Genomic DNA, 21,400 nt, shown 5'->3' with positions numbered 1-21,400 from the left:
TCCCTACCCGTACTCCACCCCTACACGGAGGCACCATGACTGATTCCACCGCACCCCGAGTTCCCGCAGACACCTCGGACCCGAAGTTCGAGGCCTACGCGCGTCCGGAACGCATCGTCAGCACGCAGTGGGTGGCGGACCACCTCGACACCCCCGGCGTCGTGATCGTCGAGAGCGATGAGGACGTCCTCCTGTACGAGGCCGGGCACATCCCCGGTGCGGTGAAGATCGACTGGCACACGGAGCTCAACGATCCCGTCACCCGCGACTACGTCGACGGTGAGGGCTTCGCACGGCTCATGTCCGCCAAGGGCATCTCCCGCGAGGACACACTGATCATCTACGGCGACAAGTCCAACTGGTGGGCCGCCTACGCGATGTGGGTCTTCACCCTGTTCGGCCACGAGGACGTGCGCCTCATGGACGGCGGCCGCCAGAAGTGGGAGGCAGAGGGCCGCGAGTACACCCGCGAGAAGCCCCAGCCCACCCCCACCGAGTACCCCGTCGTCGACCGCGACGACTCCCAGATCCGCGCCTTCCTGCCGGAGGTCCGCGACGCGATCGGCGACATCCCGCTCATCGACGTGCGCAGCCCGGAAGAGTACACGGGGGAGCGCACCCACATGCCCGCCTACCCGGAGGAGGGCGCCCTGCGCGGCGGCCACATCCCCACCGCGAAGTCCGTCCCGTGGGCCAAGGCCGCGAACGACGACGGCACCTTCCGCGCCGCCGATGAGCTCACCAAGCTCTACCTCGACGACCTGGGCCTCCAGACGGACGGCGACATCATCGCCTACTGCCGCATCGGTGAGCGCTCCTCACACACCTGGTTCGTGCTCGAGCACCTGCTGGGCTTCGACAGCGTGAAGAACTACGACGGCTCCTGGACGGAGTGGGGCAACGTCGTGCGCGTGCCGATCGTCACCGGAGCGGAGCCGGGGGAGGCTCCCCGCGCATGACCGACCAGACGAACGCACCGCTGCCCGGCGGCCTCCAGGAGATCGCGGACGACTTCGCAGCCGCGGAGCAGAATGAACTGCTGGAGATCCTCCTCGAGTTCAGCGACGAGCTGCCCGCACTGCCGGACCGCTACGCAGACCACCCGGAGCTGCTGGAGCCGGTGCCGGAATGTCAGTCGCCGATCTTCGTCATCGCCGAGGTCGAACCGGCCGCGGACCCGAAGGACGGAAGAGTGAGCCTGTTCTTCTCTGCACCTCCGGAATCTCCCACCACCCGCGGATTCGCCGGCATCCTCCAAGAGGGGCTGGATGGCCGCACGGTCGGTGAGGTCCTTGCAGTCCCCGCGGACTTCCCGCTGCGACTGTCGCTCACGAAGGCGGTGAGCCCTCTGCGGCTCAACGGCATGTCGGGGATGCTCACGCGCATCCAGCGACAAGTCGTGGAGAAGTCCGGGCAGCAGGCGTGAGCCAGGCCGATGCGGAGACTGGCACTGCCGACTCCGCAGGCCCGGACGTCTCCCGGATGCGGCGACATGAGAGCGACCACGACATCCCGTGGGCGTTGCCCGTGGTGGTCCGCAGGTCAAAGACGCACATCGCCCGTCACGTCGACGTGCTGGAGGCCGCCGCCGAGGCCGTCGTCACCTTCCTCGACGACCCCCGCTCCCAGCCCGAGGGCGAATGGCACGAGGCCCTCGAGCACTGGCGGCATGGCGCCATCCGCAAGGTCGTGCGCCGGGGAGACGGCAAGCAGTTCGAGGACGCCGCCGCACTGGGGTGCGTGCGTGTGCAACGCGATAGCGCCCATGGCTTCGGGCCGGTGGACGTCCTGGTGCTGCCTCCCGGCCCGGTGCAACCTCTGCCGCGGGAGCTGAAGAAGCTGCAGGTCGGCGGCACGGAATTCCCGCTCGGCGTGAGCGACTCCGACGACGGCTCAGCAGATCCAGCCACGACATCGAGCGCGACGACTGGAGCGCTCGTCGTCATCGAGCTGACTCCGGCGGCGGCTCTCACGACGGGCAAGGCTGCGGCACAGTGCGGCCACGCAGCGCAGCTGGCATATGAGCAGATGCCCGACCAGACGCGCGCGCAGTGGCGCGCTGCGGACTTCCGCGTCCGTGTGGAGTTCGCATCCGACGCGTCCTGGGCGAGTGCACCGCCCGCACCGGTGCGCGTGGTCGACGCAGGTTTCACAGAGGTCAACGGTCCCACGGAGACCGCCCGCGCACGGTGGTCCCACCCCTAGACGTCCGACGCTCGCAGGACTGCCAATAGACTGCTCTGGTGAGGACCCGAGTGAGAAACCTGTGTGCGCTGGCCTCGGCCGGAGTGTTCCTGCTCGCAGGCTGCAGCCTGGGAGTCGACGAGGAGCGGGGGACCCGCACCACGGAGCCTCCCGAGCCACCCTCAGCTCCTGGGCTGACCCTTCGCGACGATGCCGAAGAGTTCGTGCAGGACCTGGGCGAGCATGCGTCATTGGGCGACCCTGTGGAGCTGACTGTCTCGATGGACAAGGTCGGTGGACGTGTTCGGTCGGAGAACATCGGCATCTCATTGGAAGCAACCGACTTGGCTGATCCGCGCCTCGATCCTGAAGCGTCGACGTTGGATGAACGTCTCAATGAGTTGGGTTCTCCTGCGCTGCGCTTCGGAGGGAACAGACTGGACCGGAACCTGTTCTGGACGTCATCAGGCGAGACATCCGACGACTCCGACGACGTAGTCGTTCAACCGGAGGATCTGGAGCGGCTGCGGAAGCTGACGGATGCGACGGACGCGAAGGTGACTCTGGGGCTTCCACTCGGAGACTTCGACCCGGAGCGGGGCGCGGACATGGCCGCACATGCGCAGCAGTCCCTCGGTGATGCTCTGGTCGCCGTCTCGATCGGCAACGAGCCGAACGGCTTTACCGTGGAGGGAGAGCCGAACCACCGCGTCCGCGACGACTCCTGGGACGTCGATGCTTATGTGCAGCAGGTGGAGGAGTACGCCGCGGCGGTCGCGGATGCGGCGCCCGGCCTGCCCATCGCTGGGCCCGGAGCGTTCGACGCCGAGTGGATGCGTGGGTTCGCAGGATCGGATGTAGCCGACAAGGCGGCGGTGAGTCAGCACTGGTACGCGCTCTACGACTGCGAGTCGACAGAGGTGCCGGGTCGAGGTCCGCAGGCAGAGAACTTCGTCCATCCTGAGGTGCATGACTCTGCGGCGCGGATCCTTGGCATCGGGCTGGGGGTGGCCGATGAAGCGGGCCTGCCACTCTGGGTCGAAGAGACCGGCCCGACCAGTTGCCCTGGCACCAACGACACCTCGCGGACACAGTCGAAAGCACTGTGGACCATCGATTACACCCTGCATGCGGCTCAGCTGGGAGTGCAGCGGATGGCGATGCACTCCATGCTGGGCGATTGTCTGGGCGGGGCCCCGATGTCTGTTGTCTGCACAGCAGAGGACGATCCGGCGGCGATCGTGGGGCAGAACAACCACGCTGCGCTGCGCCTGGCATCGATGAGCGCGAACGGTGAGTTTCTTTCCACCGAAGGTGCTCGCAGCGATGTGCGGACCTACGCCGTCCACGACGAGGCGGCAGATCAGATCGTCGTGACGGTGCTCAGCACGGCCGATGCGGCGGACATCGACGCCACGCCGATGAGCATCGACGTACCGGACGGTTACGCCGCGATCGCGGCATCGCAGGTCTCCGCGGAGAATCTGACTGAACCGATGGTGTCGAACTATCTGGAACCGCTTCCGCTGCCAGCGGACCTCCCGTACTCCGACGAGCTGGAGGGCGGCTCTGCCCTCCAGCTCGACGTGGATGCGAGCTCTGCGACCGTCTTCGTGTTCGAACGGAGCGCACCGGCGACACCGACCACGTCAGATTGAGCTGTGTCGTGAGCGACCGCGGTTCTCAGATGCTTCGCCACGCACCGCGGGTGTCGAAGATCTGGGCGCTCGTCAGCGCGGAAGGGTCAGCGTTCTTGAAGATCGTGTGATCGACGAGCAGCAGGACGAGGTCAGCTGCCGACATCGCTGCTTCGAACTCCGTGAGCACGACGTTGCCGTGTGCCGTAAGAGACGACGGAAGTTCGTCGATGTGCGGCTCGACGGCCATGATCTCTCCCTCGGGCAGCCGCCGGGCGAGTTCATCGGCGATGTGCATTGCAGGGCTCTCGCGCAGGTCGTCGATGTCGGGCTTGAAGGCCAGTCCCAGGACTGCGATGCGTGGCTGCTTGAACCGTTGCGCACGCGGAACGACCTGATTGAGGACGTACTCCGGCTTCTCGTCGTTGATCTCGCGTGCGCTGCGGATCATTCGCGATTCCTCGGGTGCTGACGAAACGATGAACCAGGGGTCGACCGCGATGCAGTGGCCGCCCACTCCGGGGCCCGGCTGCAGGATATTCACCCTCGGGTGGTGATTGGACAGCTCGATGAGCTCCCACACGTCGACTCCCACGCGGTCGGCGATCAGTGAGAGCTCGTTCGCGAACGCGATGTTGACGTCCCGGAACGCGTTCTCTGTCAGCTTCGCCATCTCCGCCGTGCGCGCGTCGGTGAGGAGCATCTCGCCCTCGCAGAACAGCTGATAGAGATCTCTTGCTCGTTCGCCCGCGTCACCGTTGACGGACCCGATGATCCGGTCGTTCGTGCGCAGCTCGATCATGATGCGGCCGGGGAGGACCCGTTCGGGGCAGTGCGCGAAGTATACGGTGTTCGGCAGATCCGGCTCCAGTGTGAGGTCCGGACGCGTCTCCATGACGGTCTGCGCGACGAACTCCGTCGCGCCGGGGGGCGACGTCGACTCGAGGATGACGAGCTCTCCACCGGTGAGCTTCGCGGCGATGCTGCGCGTCGCCTCTTCGATGTAGGAGAGGTCGGGGACCTTTCCCTCCTTGAAAGGGGTGGGAACGGCGACGATGTAGGTGTCTGCGTGCGGCACATCGAGCGACGCCGTCAGCGTGCCTTGCGACACCGCACCCGCGAGCACCGTCCCCAGGTCGGGTTCGACGAAGGGCAGCTCCCCGGCGTTGACGGCATCGACGGTGCTCTGCTTCACGTCGACTCCGGTGACCTGCACGCCGACGCTGGCCAGAACGGCAGCCGTGGGCAGCCCGATGTAGCCGAGGCCCACCACGGCGACGGTAGGAGTGCGGGGAGAGGGCATGAGGAGAGTCCTTTCTGCGGGCGCATGCGTCATGAGTAGACCGACCGGCTCAGAAGAAGTGGTGCTCCGGGGCGAGGCCGAAGCCGTGCACCACGCTGTTGGCGAGCAGCTCAGGCTGCTCGACAGTCCACGTGTGCGCGCCGTCGTGGGTGCGGACCTGGACGAAGTTGAAGCGGTCGGACGAGTACACCACGCCACCGGCTTCGATGAGCTCTCGTTGGAACGTCGTATCTTCGCCTCGGGTGATCGGGCTGAAGCGGACGTCGGTGAATGCTGCACGTGATCCGACCATTGTCGGCCCCATCACCAAGCTCGTGTACTTGTGCTCCCGTTCGGGGAACCGCAGGAGCACCGCGCCGCTGTCTTCGAGATGCATGTAGTGGGCCTGCTTTCCCACCAAGTCTGCCGCGGAGTAGCGGAGCGCGTTGACCTGGTCGGCGAGGTAGTGCTCGCCGTAGTGATCGTCGTCATCGAACTTGGCGATCACATCACCGTCCGCGCTGTCGACCGCCATATTGAGGCACTCTCCCAGACTCATCGTGGACGGCGCGTGGTGGAGGACCACATTGTCCAGTCCGAGGCTGGCCGCGCGTGCGCGAACATCCTTCTCGTCGAGTTCATGTCCGTGGGCGACCAGGGACAGCTGGACATCGACCCCGGTCTGCTTGGCGACGGACGTGAGCACATGGTCGATCTGGTGCGGACGGTTCGTGGAGACGATCACCGTGCATGCCGCAGCTGTGGGGTCTGCGTGCGGGATGTCCAGTACGTCCATGATCTCCATGGCGCGGTGTGAGTACGTGTGCTCACGCCAGATGCGGCGCTGTGCCAGGTGCACGGACCGGTCGCGGAGCTCGGGGCTGCGCATCAGAGCGCGAACCGTGTGTGCCGCTTCCTTCCGGTCGGTAGGCTGGAATACCTCGTCTGCGGGGAAGAACCTGCGTGTGGCCTCACTGGGAGCGCTCACGACGGGGGTCCCGCTCGCAGTGATCTCGAAGATCCTGCGGGCACACATGCTGGGGGAGTCAACGACGGAGTTCACGTTGAGGAACAGTGCGAAGTCCTTGTATGCGTTCGGCATCCTGTCATAGGGGAGGGAACCGACGACGTGGTCGGCGAGCTCGCCGGGGAACTGGTACTTCTCATCGCCGCCGTGCTGTCGGGAGAAGATCGTGAAGCGTTCCTGAGCTTTGTGCGCGGCGTCGGCCGCTCCGCCCAGGAGCCAGTCCATCTGCTCGCGGCGCTCCGGATACTTGTGCGCGAAGTACATCCCCGCGAATGCTGCGCCCTCTTCCCGACGGGGGCCGGCCGGCCGCACGGGACTGTGGATCGCAGGCTGCGCTGCGAATGACAGCGGCGCCACTCGGTCGTGGCCCAGCCGCTCTCGATAGTCATCGACCAGTCGACTGTCACTGGTGAAGACGTGGTCGCACAGGGAAGCGACTTCGAGGAAGTCCTCGAAATGTGGGGGGTCCTCCTTGTTCCAGAACACCGTCGGGATACCCAGATCACGACACGCCGACAGCAGCTCCCGCGCATCGGGTTTCAGACCGTTCTCGCCTGTGAGCTGGTACTTCCACTGGCCAGAGTTGCCGTTCCAGGCAGATTCGATGAAGACGAAGTCGAGTCCCTGAAGCTGATCCCGCCAGCCCTTGCGTGACAAGGGGATCGTGACCCACTCGTACGCGAAGGCGAGGGCGGAGAAGTCATCGAGGATGACTCCCACTCGGACAGATGGGAACGCGGGCGCCCGAGGAGCCGGTTCGAACGGCGGATAGCGCTCCAGCAGCGACTCTGCTTCAGAGATCCTGGGGTTCCGGGATTCTGTCCCCCGTCGTTGCTGCCACCGGCGGAACTGACTGATTCCGCCGTTCCGCAGATGCCAGACTCCGGCGCGGGCGTCGCGGGCGAGCCGGCGAACGTTCAAGGACCAACTCCGTTCGTGGGCGGCGTGAGTACGTGTGCACCTAAATATCGGCGCAGGCGAGAAGTGTCACGACGTCTCAATTCCAATAGTGAGAATACTTTAACTATACTCACAATGATTGAGACCCTCCTTCACAGGGAATCATGGCCAGGCAGTTGGATGATCCCGGATGGAAGGCGTGCACGGCACAGACGAAGATGACCTCATCTGAGACTGATTCATCGCGTGCCCCCCTGCGATCGCAGACCACGAATCGAGCGCTGACGGGCGCGGTTCTGAGGTCCCTCAGTGCCGGCCTGATCTACGCTGCATGCATCTGGCTCGCGTCCCTCGTCCGATACGACTTCTCACTCTCTGAGCCGAACTTCCTGGGCATCGGACTGTGCGCGGCGGTGGGCTTGGCTGCATTCCTGCTGCTGGGGCCAGCATTCGTCTATCGTGGGCGATTCTGGAAGGGATCTGGGGACGAACTCATCGCTGTCGGAGGAGTCCTCGCACTGGCCAGCGCGGCCATGTACGTCCTCAACACGTTCTCGATGGATGCGGTGTTCGTGCCGACCAGCGTGCCGGTCACTGCCTCTGCGCTCGCGATCGTCGTCATCGGACTGAACGAGTGGCTGCGGAGTCGTCTGCGTGCTCTGAGACACACTCGCGGAGGAATCAGCAAGCGTGCCTTGATCATCGGTGCGGGCAGTCATGGTCTCACCGCTTACAGGCTCATCACTGACGACCCTCATAGCGAGCATGTAGCGGTGGGGTTCCTCGACGACGACCCCAGTAAGCGCTACCTGCGCATCCAAGGAGCCCGACTTCTCGGCGAACTGAGCGATCTGCCGCGCGTGCTTGAGGAGAAGCCTGTCGATGTCGTGATCATCGCCATCCGCGGGTTGCCCCCCGAGCAGTTGGACGTCATCGTCGAGACGACGAAACAGGCGGGTGCCGAGGTGAGGGTGCTGCCCGAACTCGATGTGTACGACCTTCGGGAGCGAGGAGCGTCCGCAGGCTCCGCTATTGCGACCAGACCCGCGTCATTCCGCCCTATCGAGATCGATGATCTCATCGGCAGAAGCCCCATCTCGACCGATGTCCAGGGGATCGCGGGCTATCTGGACGGGAAGACCATTCTCGTGACGGGTGCCGGTGGTTCGATCGGATCCCATCTGTGCAAACAGCTCGCGCGGTTCTCGCCGGGTCGTGTCGTGATGACGGACCGGGACGAGTCAGGTCTTCACACGACGCAGTTGGTGCTTGAAGGCTCAGCGATGCTGACCAGCGACGATCTGGTCTTGGGGGATCTGCGAGACTCCGGATTCGTGCGCTCGTTGGTTGCTGACGTGAAACCGGACATCATCTTCCACGCGGCGGCGCTCAAACACCTCACATTCCTGGAGCGCTTCCCGGACGAAGCGATCATGACCAACGTCGGTGCCAGCATGAGCCTCCTCGATGCAGCTGTGGAGACGGGAGTACCGCAGTTCGTACACATCTCAACGGACAAAGCCGCAGACCCGACCTCGGTTCTCGGCGGGTCGAAGTATCTGACGGAGAGGTCGATCGCAGCGGTTGCGGGCGACACGGGCTTGTCGTACATGTCAGTGCGCTTCGGCAATGTTCTGGGGTCCAGAGGTTCAGTCCTGGGCACCTTCGTCGCTCAAGCGCAGGCGGGTGGGCCGGTCACTGTCACCGCGCCCGGCGTCAAGCGCTTTTTCATGTCTGCCGATGAGGCGTGCGAGCTCGTGCTCCAGGCCGGTGCGATCGGGCACCCGGGCGAAACGCTGGTGCTTGACATGGGAGAGCCGGTGCGGATCGAGGATCTGGCGCGGCGAGTGATCGCACTGAGCGGCCGTGACGACGTGGAGATCTGCTACACCGGACTGCGGGAGGGGGAGAAGCTCGAAGAGACGCGCTTGAGCGCATCGGAGACCGATGTGCGTCCCAACCATCCGCTGATCTCGCAGGTCTCCGTACCGCCTGTCGACCTCGCGCGTGTACGCGGACTCATCGTGAGCGCTCGCATCTCCGGACACAGACGGAACCAGGAACTCGTCGATGCGATGCGGAGAATCGTCAGCGCAGGCAGCGATCGCGCTATTTCAAGCTCGATGCAGAACGGTAAAGTCGGCCAGCGCTCCACGAGCGAACCGCTGAGCACTGCCCCCGTGAGCATCGCAGCGATACTCGATGAGGCCGGGGAGAAGGGCTCCGCTTCATGATGCTGGTCGTCGCACTTGTATGCGTGATGTCTGCCGCAGTCTCATATTTCTCAGCTCGGATCGTGGTGATCCCGATCCTCCAGAAGCGCGGCGTCCTGGACCATCCCACCGCGCGGTCATCCCACGACAAACCCATTGCTCGCGGCGGTGGCATCGCAGTGTTCGCAGGGCTCCTGGGCGGCTCGGTGGTGGCGCTGGTCGCTCAGCTGGCCTCTACCCACGGGTCTGACTCGGGACCTGAGACCATCCGCTCACTGCTGCCCCTCGCAGCGGCACTCCTGTTCGGGGTTGTGGGCCTTATCGACGACCTCAACTCCCTGTCCGCCGTGAGCCGCCTCGTGACTCAGGTGGTCCTAGCGAGTGCGTTCGCCGTAGCCGTCCTGATGGTTTCCGACGTGGGAGTGTTCGCCACAGCGGCGGTGGTCCTGAGCATCCTCATCGTCGTTAATGGAACCAACTTCATGGACGGGTTGAACACGCTCGTTCCGGCGTGGGGAGCTGCGACAGCACTGTGGTTCGGAGTGTTGGCGCTGGCCGTCGACAGTGAGCTGTTCGCGGCCTCGATGATTGCTTTGACTGCTGCTCTTGTGGGGTTCCTGCCGTTGAATGCCACGCCCGCTCGCTCGTTCCTGGGGGATGTCGGCAGCTATGCGATCGGCGGATTCCTCAGCGTCGGAATCTGGGTGCTGTGGAATGAGGGCGCACCGGTGACCGCGCTGTTCGCCCCCTTCGTCATCCCGATGTTCGACGTCCTGTACACCCTGGGCAGGCGCATCTATCGCCGGGAGAACCTCTTCACAGCACATCGCACACACATCTACCAGAAGCTGCAGACCGCGAGCCTCGCCCATGAGCAGGTATCGGCAGTGCACCTGCTCGCCACCGGTGTCTGCGTTGTCGCAGCGCTGCCAGTTCTCTTCGAACTGCCGATGTACGATCCGTTGATCGCGGTAGCCGTGTGGTCTGGCGCAATCATCGTCTACGCCGCTCTACCCACCATCGTCAGTCGGCGTGAGAGTCGGAAGCACGCGTGAGAATACTCCTCTTCACCCACTACTACGAGCCTGAGATCGGTGCTCCTCAGCGCCGATGGCGTGGACTGGTCCGCGAGTTCGTCGCACGTGGCCACACCGTAGGAGTGTGTGCTCCCATTGCGCACTACCCGCATCGTCGGGCGGATTCGCTCGCCGTGGAACACCAGCCGGTATGGCGATGGATCGATGGCAATCAGGGTGAGCGGATCCTCCGTGTGCCCTATGTCCGGACTTCGGGAACGCTTCCCGGCCAGCTGATCGACCAATCCGTGTCCTCTGCCACGTCAGCCTTCGCCGCAATGGCGATGCGTCGTAGCAGGCCGGACGTCCTCATCTCAACGACACCGGGGCTGCCGATGCCTTTCCTCGCATCGCTTGCGGCGTCCGCTCTGCAGGTCCCGCACGTCGCGGAGATCCGAGATGCATGGCCGGATCTCATCGCAGATTCCTCGCTGGTGAGCCGCGCTCTGGGTGGCTGGTTGCCGCAGGACGCTGCGCAATGGTTGGAGTCGCGAGCTCTTCCCGCGGTCTTCCACCGAGCCCTGCGCAGTGCAGATGCGCTCGTGACGACGACTGAGTCCTTCGCCGCGGAACTGCGCGGGCGCAATATGCCTCCGGTGTCCGTCGTGCGCAACACCAGCGACGTGAACAGCTCAGCCCCGCGCACAGCGCGGAGAAGCGCCGGCGGAGGTCTTCACATGCTCTACGTCGGCACGGTCGGACGCTCGCAGGATCTGGAATCGGTGATCCGCGCGGTCGCGGATGTCGACGGAGTGCGCTTGAGGGTCGTGGGTGCCGGTGTGCAGTGGGAAGAGCTGCGCGATCTTGCATCGGATCTCACTGACCGAGTCGAGTTCTTCCCACAGATGACCGGCGCGGCATTGGAGTCGCAGTGGGCGTGGGCTCATACGGGGCTCGTGAGTTTGGCGGATGTTCCTTCCTTCGAACGCACTGTGCCGTCCAAGCTGGTCTCTGTGATGGCTCGGCGGGTGCACGTCACAGGAGTCCTGGCCGGTGAAGCTGCGCAGATGATCCGTGCATCCCACGGAGGATCAGTATCCCGTCCCGGTGATACACACGAGCTGCGCCGCGTGCTCACCTCATTGCGGAACGATCCGAACTCGACTGCCGTCGACGAACGCCCACTCGCATGGTTGCGTGACCATGCCTCCCCCCGTGCTGCTGCGGACACCTACCTTGCCCTACTCGAAGAGGTACGCAGATGAGCACTCCAGTTCTTGCTCGGCAGGCGATCACGCTGTGGCGAATAGTCGTCGACCACGTTGCCCACGATCCGGTGGTATTCGGGATCCAGGTGTTCAGGCGGCTCCCCTCCCGGGTTTCGCACGCAGCGGGATCAGTGCTGTCAGTGGTGCCGGGGCCCGCCGCAGCGGCCGCGGCGAGCTGGTTGACCGGTGACGTGAGCCGTGCGCGTGAGTATGTGACCGCTCGTCCAGCTGGCCGATTTCAGTCACGGGTTCTGGGAGAGCTGGCGCTCTCGATGGGTGACCGGCGCACGGCGATCGAACGTGCAGCAGATGTCGTGGGGGTGCGCGGGGGACAGTTGCTGGAAGCCCGGATCCGGTGGCATGAGGGACGTATGACCGATGCCGTCGCTAGTGCTCCCACCAGCAGGATGAAGGACCGGCTCGCCGCAGAGCTTCGTGTGTTCCAACCGGAGTGGGAGTCCAAGACATCTGCCGCCGGAGCCGCGCCCACACCCCGGGACTTGCCGACTGCATCAGTCCTATTCTCCTTGACGAACTCGCTCCCTCACACTCAGTCGGGCTACACGCTGCGCACCCATGCCGTGCTCACGGCCGTGAAGGATGCAGGCGTGCCGGTGGTGGGTGCAGACAGAACTGGATATCCCACAGATATCGGCCGACCGGTCCTGCGAGATCGCGTGCAGATCGAGGGCATCGACTACCTCTTCGACATTCCCAATAGATTGGGGATCACGCTGGACGAGCGCTTGGAGCAGCAGGCGAGTTTCCTCGTGCGCACTGCGCGCGGCTCGCGGGCACAGGCCATCCACACGACGACCCACTTCACGAACGGTCTGGCCGCGCGCGCTGCTGCACGTGAGCTCGGCCTCCCGTGGGTCTACGAGGTGCGCGGCTCTCTTGAGGACACGTGGGCCGCTTCACGTGGTGACGAGAACGACGAACTGGCTGCACGCAGGAGTGAACGGTTCCGACTGTTCCGACAGCGGGAGACGGATGTCGCACGCAGCGCAGACGCCGTGATCACGCTGGGACAGACGATGGCGGACGAGCTGGCCGACCGAGGCGTCGATCGTGGCCGCATACTGGTCGCCCCCAATTCCGTCTCGGAGGGACTGCTGTCTTCGGACTGGCGTGAGGACCCTGCGTCAGTGCGCGAATCCTTGGGGCTGCCGCGCGGGGGAGTGTGGGTGGGGACTGCCGCGTCGATCGTGGGATACGAAGGCCTCGACGTGCTCGTAGACGCCGTGACGCACGCGCGCGGCGCCGGTGTGGATCTGCGGATGCTCATCGTCGGTGACGGAGTCGAGCTCCCCGCGCTGAGAGAACGCGCGGCGACGCTCGGAGACGCCGCGGTCTTCACAGGGCGTGTGCCTCCGGAACGCGCACAGCAGTATGTCCTCGCGCTGGACACCTTCGCTGTTCCACGGAAGAACGTCGACGTGTGCCGTAAGATCACTCCTCTCAAACCCGTAGAAGCCGGCGGGCTGGGTCGCGCAGTGGTCCTGAGCGATCTGCCGGCGCTGGCTGAAGCCTTGCCGGAAGGGGCGCGTACAGTGTTCCCAGCTGAGCAAGTCGACGAGTTGGCGCGAGTGCTCGTCGCTCTCGCGGACGATCCCGATGAGCGGCAGCGACTGGGGTCGGCAGCACGGCTGTTCGTGGAGGAGAATCGCACATGGACGGCATTGGGCGAGCGGTACCGGAGGATGTATGAGGATCTGGGAGTACGAGTGAAGGGCGGTCACGTATGAGTACGACGAGTACGTCGACCTCCACGGATTCGAAAGGGCCCGTCGCGGTAGCCTCCTGGTCGCTCGGACAGGTGGGCCGTCGGCCTCCGCTCGACACGTATCTGCGTCAGCTCTGGCGTCGCAGGTACTTCATTCGTGAGGAAGCGCGGTCGAAGGTCGCCGGGACCGCGAACCGGAACCTGCTGGGGTACGGCTGGCTGGTGCTCAACCCCCTTCTCATGGGACTCGGCTTCTACGTCATCTTCGGGCTGATCCTCAATACGTCGAGGGGTATCGACAACTTCGTCGGATACCTCATGATCGGCGTCTTCTTCTTCCAGCTGTCGATGCGTTGCGTCACCGGTGGGACGCAGGCGATCCGCAGTGGGCAGGCGATGATCCGAGCGTTCGCGTTCCCGCGCGCCGCATTGCCCATCACGGTCGTCGTCCGTGAAGTCATGAACTTCATGCCGACGTTCCTGGTGCTCGCTGTCGTGCTGAGTGTCCTGCCGCCTGCGGAGAACCTCACGTGGCGGGTCGTGCTCGTAATCCCCGCCTTCTTGTGTCAGACGCTGTTCGTTCTGGGGTGCGCGTTCTTTTTGGCGAGACTGGGGCACATCCTGCCCGATATCAGTAACGTCGTGAGCGTATTCGCGCGCTTCTGGCTCTATGCGTCCGGCGTCTTCTTCTCGATTGACCGCTTCGTGGACCAGCCTGCGGTTCAGGCGGTAATGAAGGTGAATCCGATGTTCTCGTACCTTCAGATCTATCGGAACTCCATCCTCTACGGCCTGGATTCTCCAGTGTGGATGTGGATGCTGGCCATAGGGTGGGCCTTCGTCTTCGTCATCTTCGGTTTCCTGTTCTTCTACCGTGGGGAGGAGTCCTATGGAAAGGCGCAGTGATTCGACGGACTACCGTGCCCCCGCGGTCGTCGTCGAAGACGTGCACATGAGCTATACGGTACGCACATCGGAACCCAAGGGCCGCAATCGCGCGGCACGCGTGCTCAATCGACTCAACATGGGAAAGATGGAGAAGGTTGAGGCGCTGAGGGGCGTCTCCCTCATAGCGCGCCAGGGAGAGTTCATCGGGGTCATCGGTGCGAACGGCTCGGGGAAGTCGACACTGTTGCGACTCATCGCGGGCGTCGAGCGCCCCGACCTGGGAAACATTCTGGCGCAGCGCCAGCCCACACTCTTGGGGGTGAACGCGGCTCTGCAGCCTGCCCTGTCCGGAGCTGCGAATGTGCGTCTTGGCTGCCTGGCCATGGGCATGACTCCGGAGCAGGCTGAGAGCGTGAAGGACGAGGTGGTGCGGCTTTCTGCACTGGGCGACGCCATCAACCGCCCGATGGGCGGATACTCGTCGGGCATGTCGTCACGCCTGCGGTTCGCGATCGCGGTCGCCGCACGGCCGAAGATCCTCCTCATCGACGAGGCGCTGTCGACGGGCGACGCGACATTCGCCGCGCGCAGTGAAGAGGCGATGAACGAGATGTTGAGCGAAGCGGGAACCGTATTCCTCGTGAACCACGCGGCGAAGGTCATTCAGGAGATGTGCGATCGCGCGATCTGGATGCACGACGGCAAGGTCATTATGGATGGGGAGGCCGAAGACGTCGCGGAGAAGTATCGTTGGTGGTCGTGGAATGTTGCTCAGGGAGAGCACGAGACGGCGCAGTCACTTCTTGAGAAGGCTGTTGACGAGGGGGAGATGCAGGAAGTCCGCGTCGTCAACGATCTGGCTCTGAAAGACACGGATCCCCGTCATGCGCGGCGTGGAAGACACGAAGTCGAGGAGTATCGACGCCCACCGGCGACATGGCCAGGCTTCGAGCAGCAGGTGGACCGCACGTTCGAAACTGACATGTTGCCCGTCGTGACCGATGTCCGTCTCGAACAGGTGCCGCAGCCACGGCGCGCTCGAGACGTCCTGAGGAATTGACGAGATGTCGGATAAGCACGTGCCACGCATAGACGTCTGGGGATCATGCGTGAGTCGGGACACACTCGAGTACATGCCTGACATCGCGGTGGGCACCTATGTGGCACGGCAGTCAGCCATCGTCTCTCTGTCGCCGGCTGGTGATATCGATGTTCCCTCTGATCGGCTCGGTTCCGACTTTCAGAAGCGCATGTTGGAAGGAGACAGAGCAGCAGACGTAGTGGCCCGTCTGTCCGAGCCGGGCGCGGCGCTGTTGCTTCTCGACCTGGTCGACGAGCGACGTGGAGTGTGGAGGTTTCCCTCGGGAGCCTTCCTCACGAATTCGGTGGAGGCGTACCACGCGGGCATCGAAGTGTGGGGCCCGGCAGCAGGCGCGCGACTCATCGAGTTCGGGACAGACGAGCACTTCGAGCTCTGGAAGCGAGGATTCACGATGGTGGTTGAGCATGTCACAAAGCTCAGCGTGCCGCTTGTATTCCTCGATATCGCATGGGCAGAGGTCTCCGACGGTCAGAGTCTTCCGCGAGGGGTCCGATCCGTCGCGGGGACCATCGGGCGACGCGTCAAGCGAGGCACGCGGCAGATGTCGCGGTCGGTAGTTCGCGGTGAATCTCTGGATATCGCTTTCAGTGGGCTTGTGAGCCCCGGGCACACCCGTGCTGAGGAGATCGCGAAGGTTTCCCGGCGCGAGAATCAGCGATACAAGCGGTACGCGGCGTTTGCGGAGAGATGGATGACAGCGACCATTCGGAGAACGTCTGCTGAGGTCCGGATGAACCCCGAACACAAATGGGGCGTCGGCCCGTACCACTACCGCGATACTGACTACGAAGGTATATCTTCGGACGTACGATCGCACCTGGGAGGAATACTTGAAGACGACTAGCAAAACAGAGCGCCCTGTCGTGATGGTCGTGTACGGGACACGCCCTGAAGCGATCAAAGTGGCGCCGGTGATCCGTGCACTTGAAGCGGCTCACGACCTAGACGTCTTCACAGTGATCACGGCTCAACACAGAGAAATGCTGGACCAGGTCAATAGGATTTTCCAAATTCGCCCGGATGCTGATCTCAACTTGATGTCTCCGGGGCAGACGCTTAATGGCCTCGCTTCTGCCGCTATGGAGCGAATGGACGAGCTTTTGGTTAGGGTTAAGCCCCACGCTGTGCTCGTGCAGGGCGACACCACCACAGTCATGGCAGCGGCGATTGCGGCATTCAACCGTGAGATCTCCGTTCTGCACCTAGAGGCTGGCCTTCGTAGCGGGAACCTCCACTCACCCTTCCCGGAGGAAGCAAATCGCAAGCTGGTTTCGCAGATCGCGAGAATGCACTTCGCGCCAACTCAAGTATCAAAGGCAAACCTGATAGCAGACGGGATCGGAGAGTCGTCGATCGTAGTTACTGGGAATACGGTAATCGACTCCTTCAACTGGGCCGTGAAGCAGAACGTTGCGCTGACCGCACCGGAGCTGACCGATATCCGCGAACACCAGAGGATCGTGCTCCTGACTGCCCACCGTCGTGAGAATCTTGGCAAGCGGATGGAGGACATAGGCCGTGCAGTGCGCTCACTGGCCGAACATCATCCATCAGTGCTCTTCGTCTGGCCCGCTCATAAAAATCCGGTCGTTCGCGCATCGATAAGACCATTCGTGGACGACCTCGACAATGTTCTGCGAATCGAGCCAGTCGACTACGATCAGTTTGCGCAGCTCATCGCTCGTTCCGATATCATTCTCACTGACTCAGGTGGTATTCAGGAAGAAGCGCCGAGTCTTGGTAAGCCAGTGCTCGTACTGCGAACGAACACCGAGCGCCCCGAGGCTGTCTCAGCTGGCACTGTGAAGCTCATCGGTACAGAACCGGAACGTGTGATCCAAGAAGTTTCATTGTTGCTGGATTCTCCTCAGGCATACGCGCGCATGGCCAACGCGGTAAACCCTTACGGCGACGGTCGTGCAACGGAGCGAGTGATCGCTGGAATCCTGAGTGAGCTGATGGATGGCGCTAAGTTGCCCGACTTTTCAGGGCTGTCGTGATGCAAAGAATCCGAGAGCGTACAGCACGCTCTTTTTGCAAGGAGAAGCCTGAACTGAAGTCCTCTTGAGTGGCTGGTGAGGAGCGAAGCCTCGCGCGTGTTGCTTTGACCCGGGGCGCATTCGCTTACAGAGTGCGCCGCCGGCGTAAGGGGTCCAGGTGCCAGGTATGTAGATGAATCAACAACTATCGGAGTGGAAACATGGCGCAGTCAACAGCTGATCGCCTGCGGCTTGCGATGCGTCCCCGCGGGACGCGTCTGATTCTGCTGGCAACGTTAGGCTCAGCTTTCGGGGCGACAGCACTTTTGGCCTCTGGATATCCCCTCTCCGCCATCTTTGTTGCCGCAGTCGCAGTGCTTCTCCTGGTCGCTCTGAACTCAGTGACACAGCGAAGGGTGCTGGCGGTAGTATCGCGGGCAGAGCGAACCGAAGCTGAAAGGCAGTTGCAGATTGAAAAGCTGGTGACGCGATCCGAATGGAGACACGGTCAATCGTCACAACAGATCCTGGGAATGCTCCGCAACGTGTCGACAGTGAAAGATGTCGATCGTCTGAGAGCGGACGCCAGCTATCTTGCGAGGGTGGTGGAAACTCCCGATGATCGGGTCGGTGAACGTGATATGGAGGCACTCTTGGTGCACTTGATTGCCGCAGCGGGTGCACCGGGAGCGCCGAATGAGAAGTATTGATGTACTGACGGTGACTGACTTTCGCTTGCCCGGAGGCACAAGTCATAGTACGGCTCAGGAGCTATCTATCCAGAAAAGCATGGGACTGACTACCGGCCTCCTGCAGGCGAACAGCAGGTTGTCTTCCCGTGCTATACCGTGGTCATCAGTAATCACTCGCGAGATTGATCGCGACAGTGTGTTCCCGATAATCCCCGGTGATCACATACACGCGCGACTGGCCATTTTGCGCCATCCGACAGCTCTGTTGGCAATGCCCGACGTGTCCAAGTCAGTGCGCGCGGACAATGCTGTGATCGTAGCCAATCAGCCTGCGATCAAACCTAACGGCGACATTGAGTATGACGTTGATGAGGTTACGGCGGTGGTCGAGTCTCGGCTCGGGGTCACTCCCGAATGGGCCCCAATCGGTCCTGTAGTACGGGAGTCTCTAGAGCATATAGCGGGCGTGGCGAGCGTTCTGCCGTATGACTGGACGAACGTGTTCGCATACTCCGGGGAGCCTGTAATACGCACGGGGTTCGACAGCCGCCGACCGCAGATCGGAAGACATTCCCGACCTCAGAGCGCGAAGTGGCCAAATTCGCGAGCTGATATTGTTAGCGCCTATCCAGTCGCTGGTTCCTACGATGTTCATATCCTTGGGGGGGCGAAGCCAGCTCTTGAGATCATTTCTGGTACTCCTTCGAACTGGACCATCCACGAGTTCGGCGCGCTCGAGCCGTTGCGCTTCTTGGGTGCAGTTGACTTCTGGGTGTATTTTCATCATTCCGAATGGTTGGAAGCATACGGGCGCGCAATTATGGAAGCTCTGTGGAGTGGCTGTGTAGTGATATTGCCTGAATACCTCAGGGCGACGTACGGAGACGCCGCAGTTTATTGCGAGCCAGCTGAAGTCAGAGCTGTAATCGGTGAGTTCTGTACTGGCGTCCGAGACTACCTCCTTCAGTCACGTGTTGGTCAGGAGTTCGCGGCGGGTCATTCGGTTGATCTCCATAAGGACCGGTTGTGTTCATTTATGGGTAAGGAGGAAGAGCTTCGCAATGACGAACTGACTGCAGATGGTGCGGATGTTGGTGGACGTTCAATCACCCCGCGCAGTGAGCAACTCAGTACAAGCATGCCTGGCCGCACCGATAGGTTCGCTGGTTCCGGCCGGCCGAGGGCGCTGTTGGTCACAAGTAATGGTGCTGGCATGGGCCATCTGACGAGGTTGTTGGGGCTGGCCCGCGCGGCTGCGAAAGATTTCGATCCGATATTCTTCTCGATGTCGCAGGGCCTGGAGGTTGTCGGTGCGGCGGGCTTCCCATACGAGTATGTGCCATTCAATTCTGCGCTGCAGACAAGATCCGAGCTGTGGCATAGATACTTCGAGGACCGTCTTCGTTTGGCGGTTCGGACGTACAAGATCGATGTCATAATATTTGACGGGACGTGGCCGTATCGCGGAATGCTCAATGTCCTTAAGTCCAGCAACCTGCTTCGCGTTTGGGTTCGCCGGGCAATGTGGAAACCCACTATCACCAGCGAGCAGCTGGCCAAGGCGCCTGAGTTTGACCTCATCATCGAGCCAGGCGAATATGCAGGGGAGTACGACGTGGGTGCGACCAGTCAAGACTCGAAGTCGGTGCGCGTTTCCCCAATGACTGTAATATCTGAAACCGAGGTCCTGCCGCGTGCAGAGGCTCTAGCGGAACTTGGACTCGTCGACGATCCCGAGACTCGGTACGTCTTGGTTACTTTGGGTGCCGGAAACATTAATGATCTGAACTCGACTCTGGAGAGGGTGCTCTCTGCTGTCAGTAGGGCGTATGGTTGGCATCCGGTACTGACCAAAGCGCCCATTTCGTCAGCGCAAGCTTCCGCGTCGTATACCACAATCGAGACGTTCCCGCTGGCAAGGTACGCTCGCGCGTTTGAGTTCGCGGTGGCGGCCGCTGGGTACAACTCGTTTGCTGAGTTCATGGATATCGGGGTGCCTACTGTTTGGATACCTAATATGTCGACAATGACTGATGACCAGGACGCTCGTGCACTGTGGGCTCGTGACGTCGGTGTCGGCCTGCGAGCGTTGGAAAGCGAACCCGAGTCGATCGATGAAGCGGTAGCCAGGATGTTTGATAGTACTGTGCGTGCAGCTATTCGCGACCGATTGGCCAGTCTCGATAGGAGTACTGGGGCCCACGAAGCGGCGTCGCTCATCGCCGGCGCATGGCACAGTCATCAGGCAAGGGGGCGATTTGGTAACAGGAGCTGATGTTAGTCGCCGTCGCATCGCGGTGAACAATACCTTGCTGGATGGTCTCGAGTCGGTGACTGATTTACCGACATTCCTGCTGAACATGACGGGGATGACACTGCAGCGTATTGAGCGCGAAATTGATGCTGTTGGCTATCTGCAGGCGGTCTGTCCAGTCTTTAGGGTAGTAGTGATGTCGGATCGTCCCATTTTCAGTCTTGTACGGAAGTATAAATGGCCAGTTGAACATGCAATGGCGCCAGAGTACCGATCGAAGACTCTCACTGACGAGCGCCATTCCGCGTATTTGCGCGAGCGGTTCCGAATTGCGGTGGATAATTTCATCGACTGTACGGTGATAGATTGGACGCCAGAATCTTCACTCGCCGACATGATAGCTTCTCATGTTGGTTGTGATGGCCCTAGTCGGACTATCCTGGATGTGGCTGAATCCGTTGATCTGCTGCAAGTCGGATCATCTGATTGGCCAAGTGTGATGGAACTACTCTCGAGTAGCCGTGAGGCTGTTTTTGAGGGTGCTGAAGGTCGGGTGCGACTCAGCGTGTCTGGCTGCTTGACTGCTTCAGTGTTCGTGTCCGGAAGATCAACTGTTGATGCATGTCATGACGGTCCCCGAACGCCTCCAGTGGGAGTCATGAATGTGGCCGCCGTCTTCGATCCAGCTTCGTCGCTTGAATTTGAGGCGTCTGTCTATGCCCGCCTAGCGAGAGCCCTGGGGCGAGACTTGGCAGTCGTCTCTCCGTGGCGCGATTCTGCGCTACTGCGCGATGACACAGTCTTCTGGGTAGATCTAGGCGTTCGGTCGGCGGGCGCTAAGTTTAAAGTGTTGCCAGCGTATGCACGTACCTACTCGGTGTTGATGCCATCCGGTGACCTGGACTGGGACTGCGCTACGACGTACGCGGCGGTTCGTCGTGTTTCTAGAGGGTTCTCTGTGGACCGTTCTAAACACGTTGACTATGGCTAGTCAAAACTTCTCGCACGGGTTACCCCTGTGAACGCAACACGGATGCCTGGCCTCAACGGCTGTGGGACGGTCCGACTTCACGGCTCGCGTCGCGTTGCAACGAGTGAAAGGTTATCGGGCTCTTCCGGTTTCGGAGTGCGTGACGCTGTCCCTGCGTGCCGGGTGTCGGTGATGAATGAGAGGCGGGGGGACTGCTGCACGAATAGGTGACATCTGATCTGGCTTGCCCGAGCGGTGGGCC

Annotated in this window: 16 protein-coding genes; 14 read left to right on the top strand and 2 right to left on the bottom strand. The window is 62.3% G+C overall.

Translation table 11 applies throughout. The features are described from left to right. The first annotated feature begins 35 nt into the window (after positions 1–35). Genes FM105_RS02810 through FM105_RS02795 form a run of 4 tightly spaced genes read left to right on the top strand, consistent with a single transcriptional unit; the run spans position 36 to position 3,842 of the window. Positions 36–959: a sulfurtransferase gene (locus FM105_RS02810; RefSeq protein ID WP_087004486.1), complete on the top strand. Its 924-nt coding sequence runs from the start codon at positions 36–38 to the stop codon at positions 957–959. After that, positions 956–1,426, top strand: a complete 471-nt coding sequence (locus FM105_RS02805) for a SufE family protein (protein ID WP_087004483.1) — start codon at positions 956–958, stop codon at positions 1,424–1,426. The genes FM105_RS02810 and FM105_RS02805 overlap by 4 nt, the downstream gene beginning before the upstream one ends. Next, positions 1,423–2,205 (top strand): peptidyl-tRNA hydrolase, encoded by a 783-nt coding sequence (locus FM105_RS02800; RefSeq protein WP_256970184.1) that lies wholly within the window; start codon positions 1,423–1,425, stop codon positions 2,203–2,205. Before FM105_RS02805 ends, FM105_RS02800 begins: the two co-directional genes overlap by 4 nt. Positions 2,206–2,255: 50 nt before the next feature. Continuing rightward, the gene (locus FM105_RS02795; protein ID WP_143275801.1) at positions 2,256–3,842 is read left to right on the top strand and encodes a hypothetical protein; all 1,587 of its coding nucleotides are present in this window, start codon (positions 2,256–2,258) and stop codon (positions 3,840–3,842) included. A 25-nt stretch (positions 3,843–3,867) separates the two neighbouring features. Here FM105_RS02795 and wecC read toward each other — a convergent pair whose 3' ends face one another. Then, a complete protein-coding gene (wecC, locus tag FM105_RS02790) occupies positions 3,868–5,124 on the bottom strand; it encodes a UDP-N-acetyl-D-mannosamine dehydrogenase (protein WP_087004478.1) in 1,257 nt (418 codons plus the stop codon). 49 nt (positions 5,125–5,173) lie between these two features. Then, entirely contained in the window at positions 5,174–6,850 is a 1,677-nt protein-coding gene (locus tag FM105_RS02785) for a glycosyltransferase family protein (RefSeq protein ID WP_256970183.1), read from the bottom strand. Positions 6,851–7,449: 599 nt separating this feature from the next. Here FM105_RS02785 and FM105_RS02780 point away from each other — a divergent pair. From FM105_RS02780 to FM105_RS02740, 10 genes are all read left to right on the top strand, one after another. Beyond that, the gene (locus FM105_RS02780) at positions 7,450–9,264 is read left to right on the top strand and encodes a polysaccharide biosynthesis protein (protein ID WP_179207037.1); all 1,815 of its coding nucleotides are present in this window, start codon (positions 7,450–7,452) and stop codon (positions 9,262–9,264) included. Beyond that, complete coding sequence (locus tag FM105_RS02775; protein WP_087004469.1) at positions 9,261–10,298, top strand: hypothetical protein; 1,038 nt, start codon at positions 9,261–9,263, stop codon at positions 10,296–10,298. The genes FM105_RS02780 and FM105_RS02775 overlap by 4 nt, the downstream gene beginning before the upstream one ends. Beyond that, positions 10,295–11,524 (top strand): glycosyltransferase family 4 protein, encoded by a 1,230-nt coding sequence (locus tag FM105_RS02770; protein ID WP_087004465.1) that lies wholly within the window; start codon positions 10,295–10,297, stop codon positions 11,522–11,524. The genes FM105_RS02775 and FM105_RS02770 overlap by 4 nt, the downstream gene beginning before the upstream one ends. Continuing rightward, the gene (locus FM105_RS02765; protein WP_087004462.1) at positions 11,521–13,275 is read left to right on the top strand and encodes a glycosyltransferase; all 1,755 of its coding nucleotides are present in this window, start codon (positions 11,521–11,523) and stop codon (positions 13,273–13,275) included. The genes FM105_RS02770 and FM105_RS02765 overlap by 4 nt, the downstream gene beginning before the upstream one ends. After that, positions 13,272–14,159 carry an ABC transporter permease gene (locus FM105_RS02760; protein ID WP_087004460.1) on the top strand — a complete coding sequence of 296 codons (888 nt, stop codon included), beginning with the start codon at positions 13,272–13,274 and terminating at the stop codon, positions 14,157–14,159. Before FM105_RS02765 ends, FM105_RS02760 begins: the two co-directional genes overlap by 4 nt. A gap of 118 nt (positions 14,160–14,277) precedes the next feature. Continuing rightward, positions 14,278–15,201: an ABC transporter ATP-binding protein gene (locus FM105_RS02755; protein ID WP_444861019.1), complete on the top strand. Its 924-nt coding sequence runs from the start codon at positions 14,278–14,280 to the stop codon at positions 15,199–15,201. 4 nt (positions 15,202–15,205) lie between these two features. Next, positions 15,206–16,087 carry a DUF6270 domain-containing protein gene (locus FM105_RS02750; RefSeq protein WP_087004455.1) on the top strand — a complete coding sequence of 294 codons (882 nt, stop codon included), beginning with the start codon at positions 15,206–15,208 and terminating at the stop codon, positions 16,085–16,087. Continuing rightward, complete coding sequence (gene wecB / locus FM105_RS02745; RefSeq protein ID WP_306298551.1) at positions 16,074–17,243, top strand: non-hydrolyzing UDP-N-acetylglucosamine 2-epimerase; 1,170 nt, start codon at positions 16,074–16,076, stop codon at positions 17,241–17,243. The genes FM105_RS02750 and wecB overlap by 14 nt, the downstream gene beginning before the upstream one ends. Before the next feature lie 200 nt (positions 17,244–17,443). Beyond that, positions 17,444–17,932, top strand: a complete 489-nt coding sequence (locus FM105_RS14470) for a hypothetical protein (protein ID WP_143275799.1) — start codon at positions 17,444–17,446, stop codon at positions 17,930–17,932. Next, a complete protein-coding gene (locus FM105_RS02740) occupies positions 17,919–20,189 on the top strand; it encodes a glycosyltransferase (protein ID WP_087004450.1) in 2,271 nt (756 codons plus the stop codon). The genes FM105_RS14470 and FM105_RS02740 overlap by 14 nt, the downstream gene beginning before the upstream one ends. The last annotated feature ends 1,211 nt before the right edge of the window (positions 20,190–21,400 follow it).

It is taken from the genome of Brevibacterium yomogidense, assembly GCF_900163715.1.
Lineage (GTDB): Bacteria > Actinomycetota > Actinomycetes > Actinomycetales > Brevibacteriaceae > Brevibacterium > Brevibacterium yomogidense_A.
Note: the sequence above shows the minus strand (reverse complement) of the source record. Positions and strands in the feature narration are given on the sequence as shown.

Excerpts from the sequence above, each read along its gene's own strand:
- wecC (WP_087004478.1), bottom strand. The coding sequence starts at position 5,124 with ATGCCCTCTCCCCGCACTCCTACCGTCGCCGTGGTGGGCCTCGGCTAC.
- FM105_RS02765 (WP_087004462.1), top strand. The coding sequence starts at position 11,521 with ATGAGCACTCCAGTTCTTGCTCGGCAGGCGATCACGCTGTGGCGAATA.
- FM105_RS02805 (WP_087004483.1), top strand. The coding sequence starts at position 956 with ATGACCGACCAGACGAACGCACCGCTGCCCGGCGGCCTCCAGGAGATC.
- FM105_RS02750 (WP_087004455.1), top strand. The coding sequence starts at position 15,206 with ATGTCGGATAAGCACGTGCCACGCATAGACGTCTGGGGATCATGCGTG.
- FM105_RS14470 (WP_143275799.1), top strand. The coding sequence starts at position 17,444 with ATGGCGCAGTCAACAGCTGATCGCCTGCGGCTTGCGATGCGTCCCCGC.
- FM105_RS02740 (WP_087004450.1), top strand. The coding sequence starts at position 17,919 with ATGAGAAGTATTGATGTACTGACGGTGACTGACTTTCGCTTGCCCGGA.
- FM105_RS02810 (WP_087004486.1), top strand. The coding sequence starts at position 36 with ATGACTGATTCCACCGCACCCCGAGTTCCCGCAGACACCTCGGACCCG.
- FM105_RS02775 (WP_087004469.1), top strand. The coding sequence starts at position 9,261 with ATGATGCTGGTCGTCGCACTTGTATGCGTGATGTCTGCCGCAGTCTCA.
- FM105_RS02755 (WP_444861019.1), top strand. The coding sequence starts at position 14,278 with ATGGGAAAGATGGAGAAGGTTGAGGCGCTGAGGGGCGTCTCCCTCATA.
- FM105_RS02760 (WP_087004460.1), top strand. The coding sequence starts at position 13,272 with ATGAGTACGACGAGTACGTCGACCTCCACGGATTCGAAAGGGCCCGTC.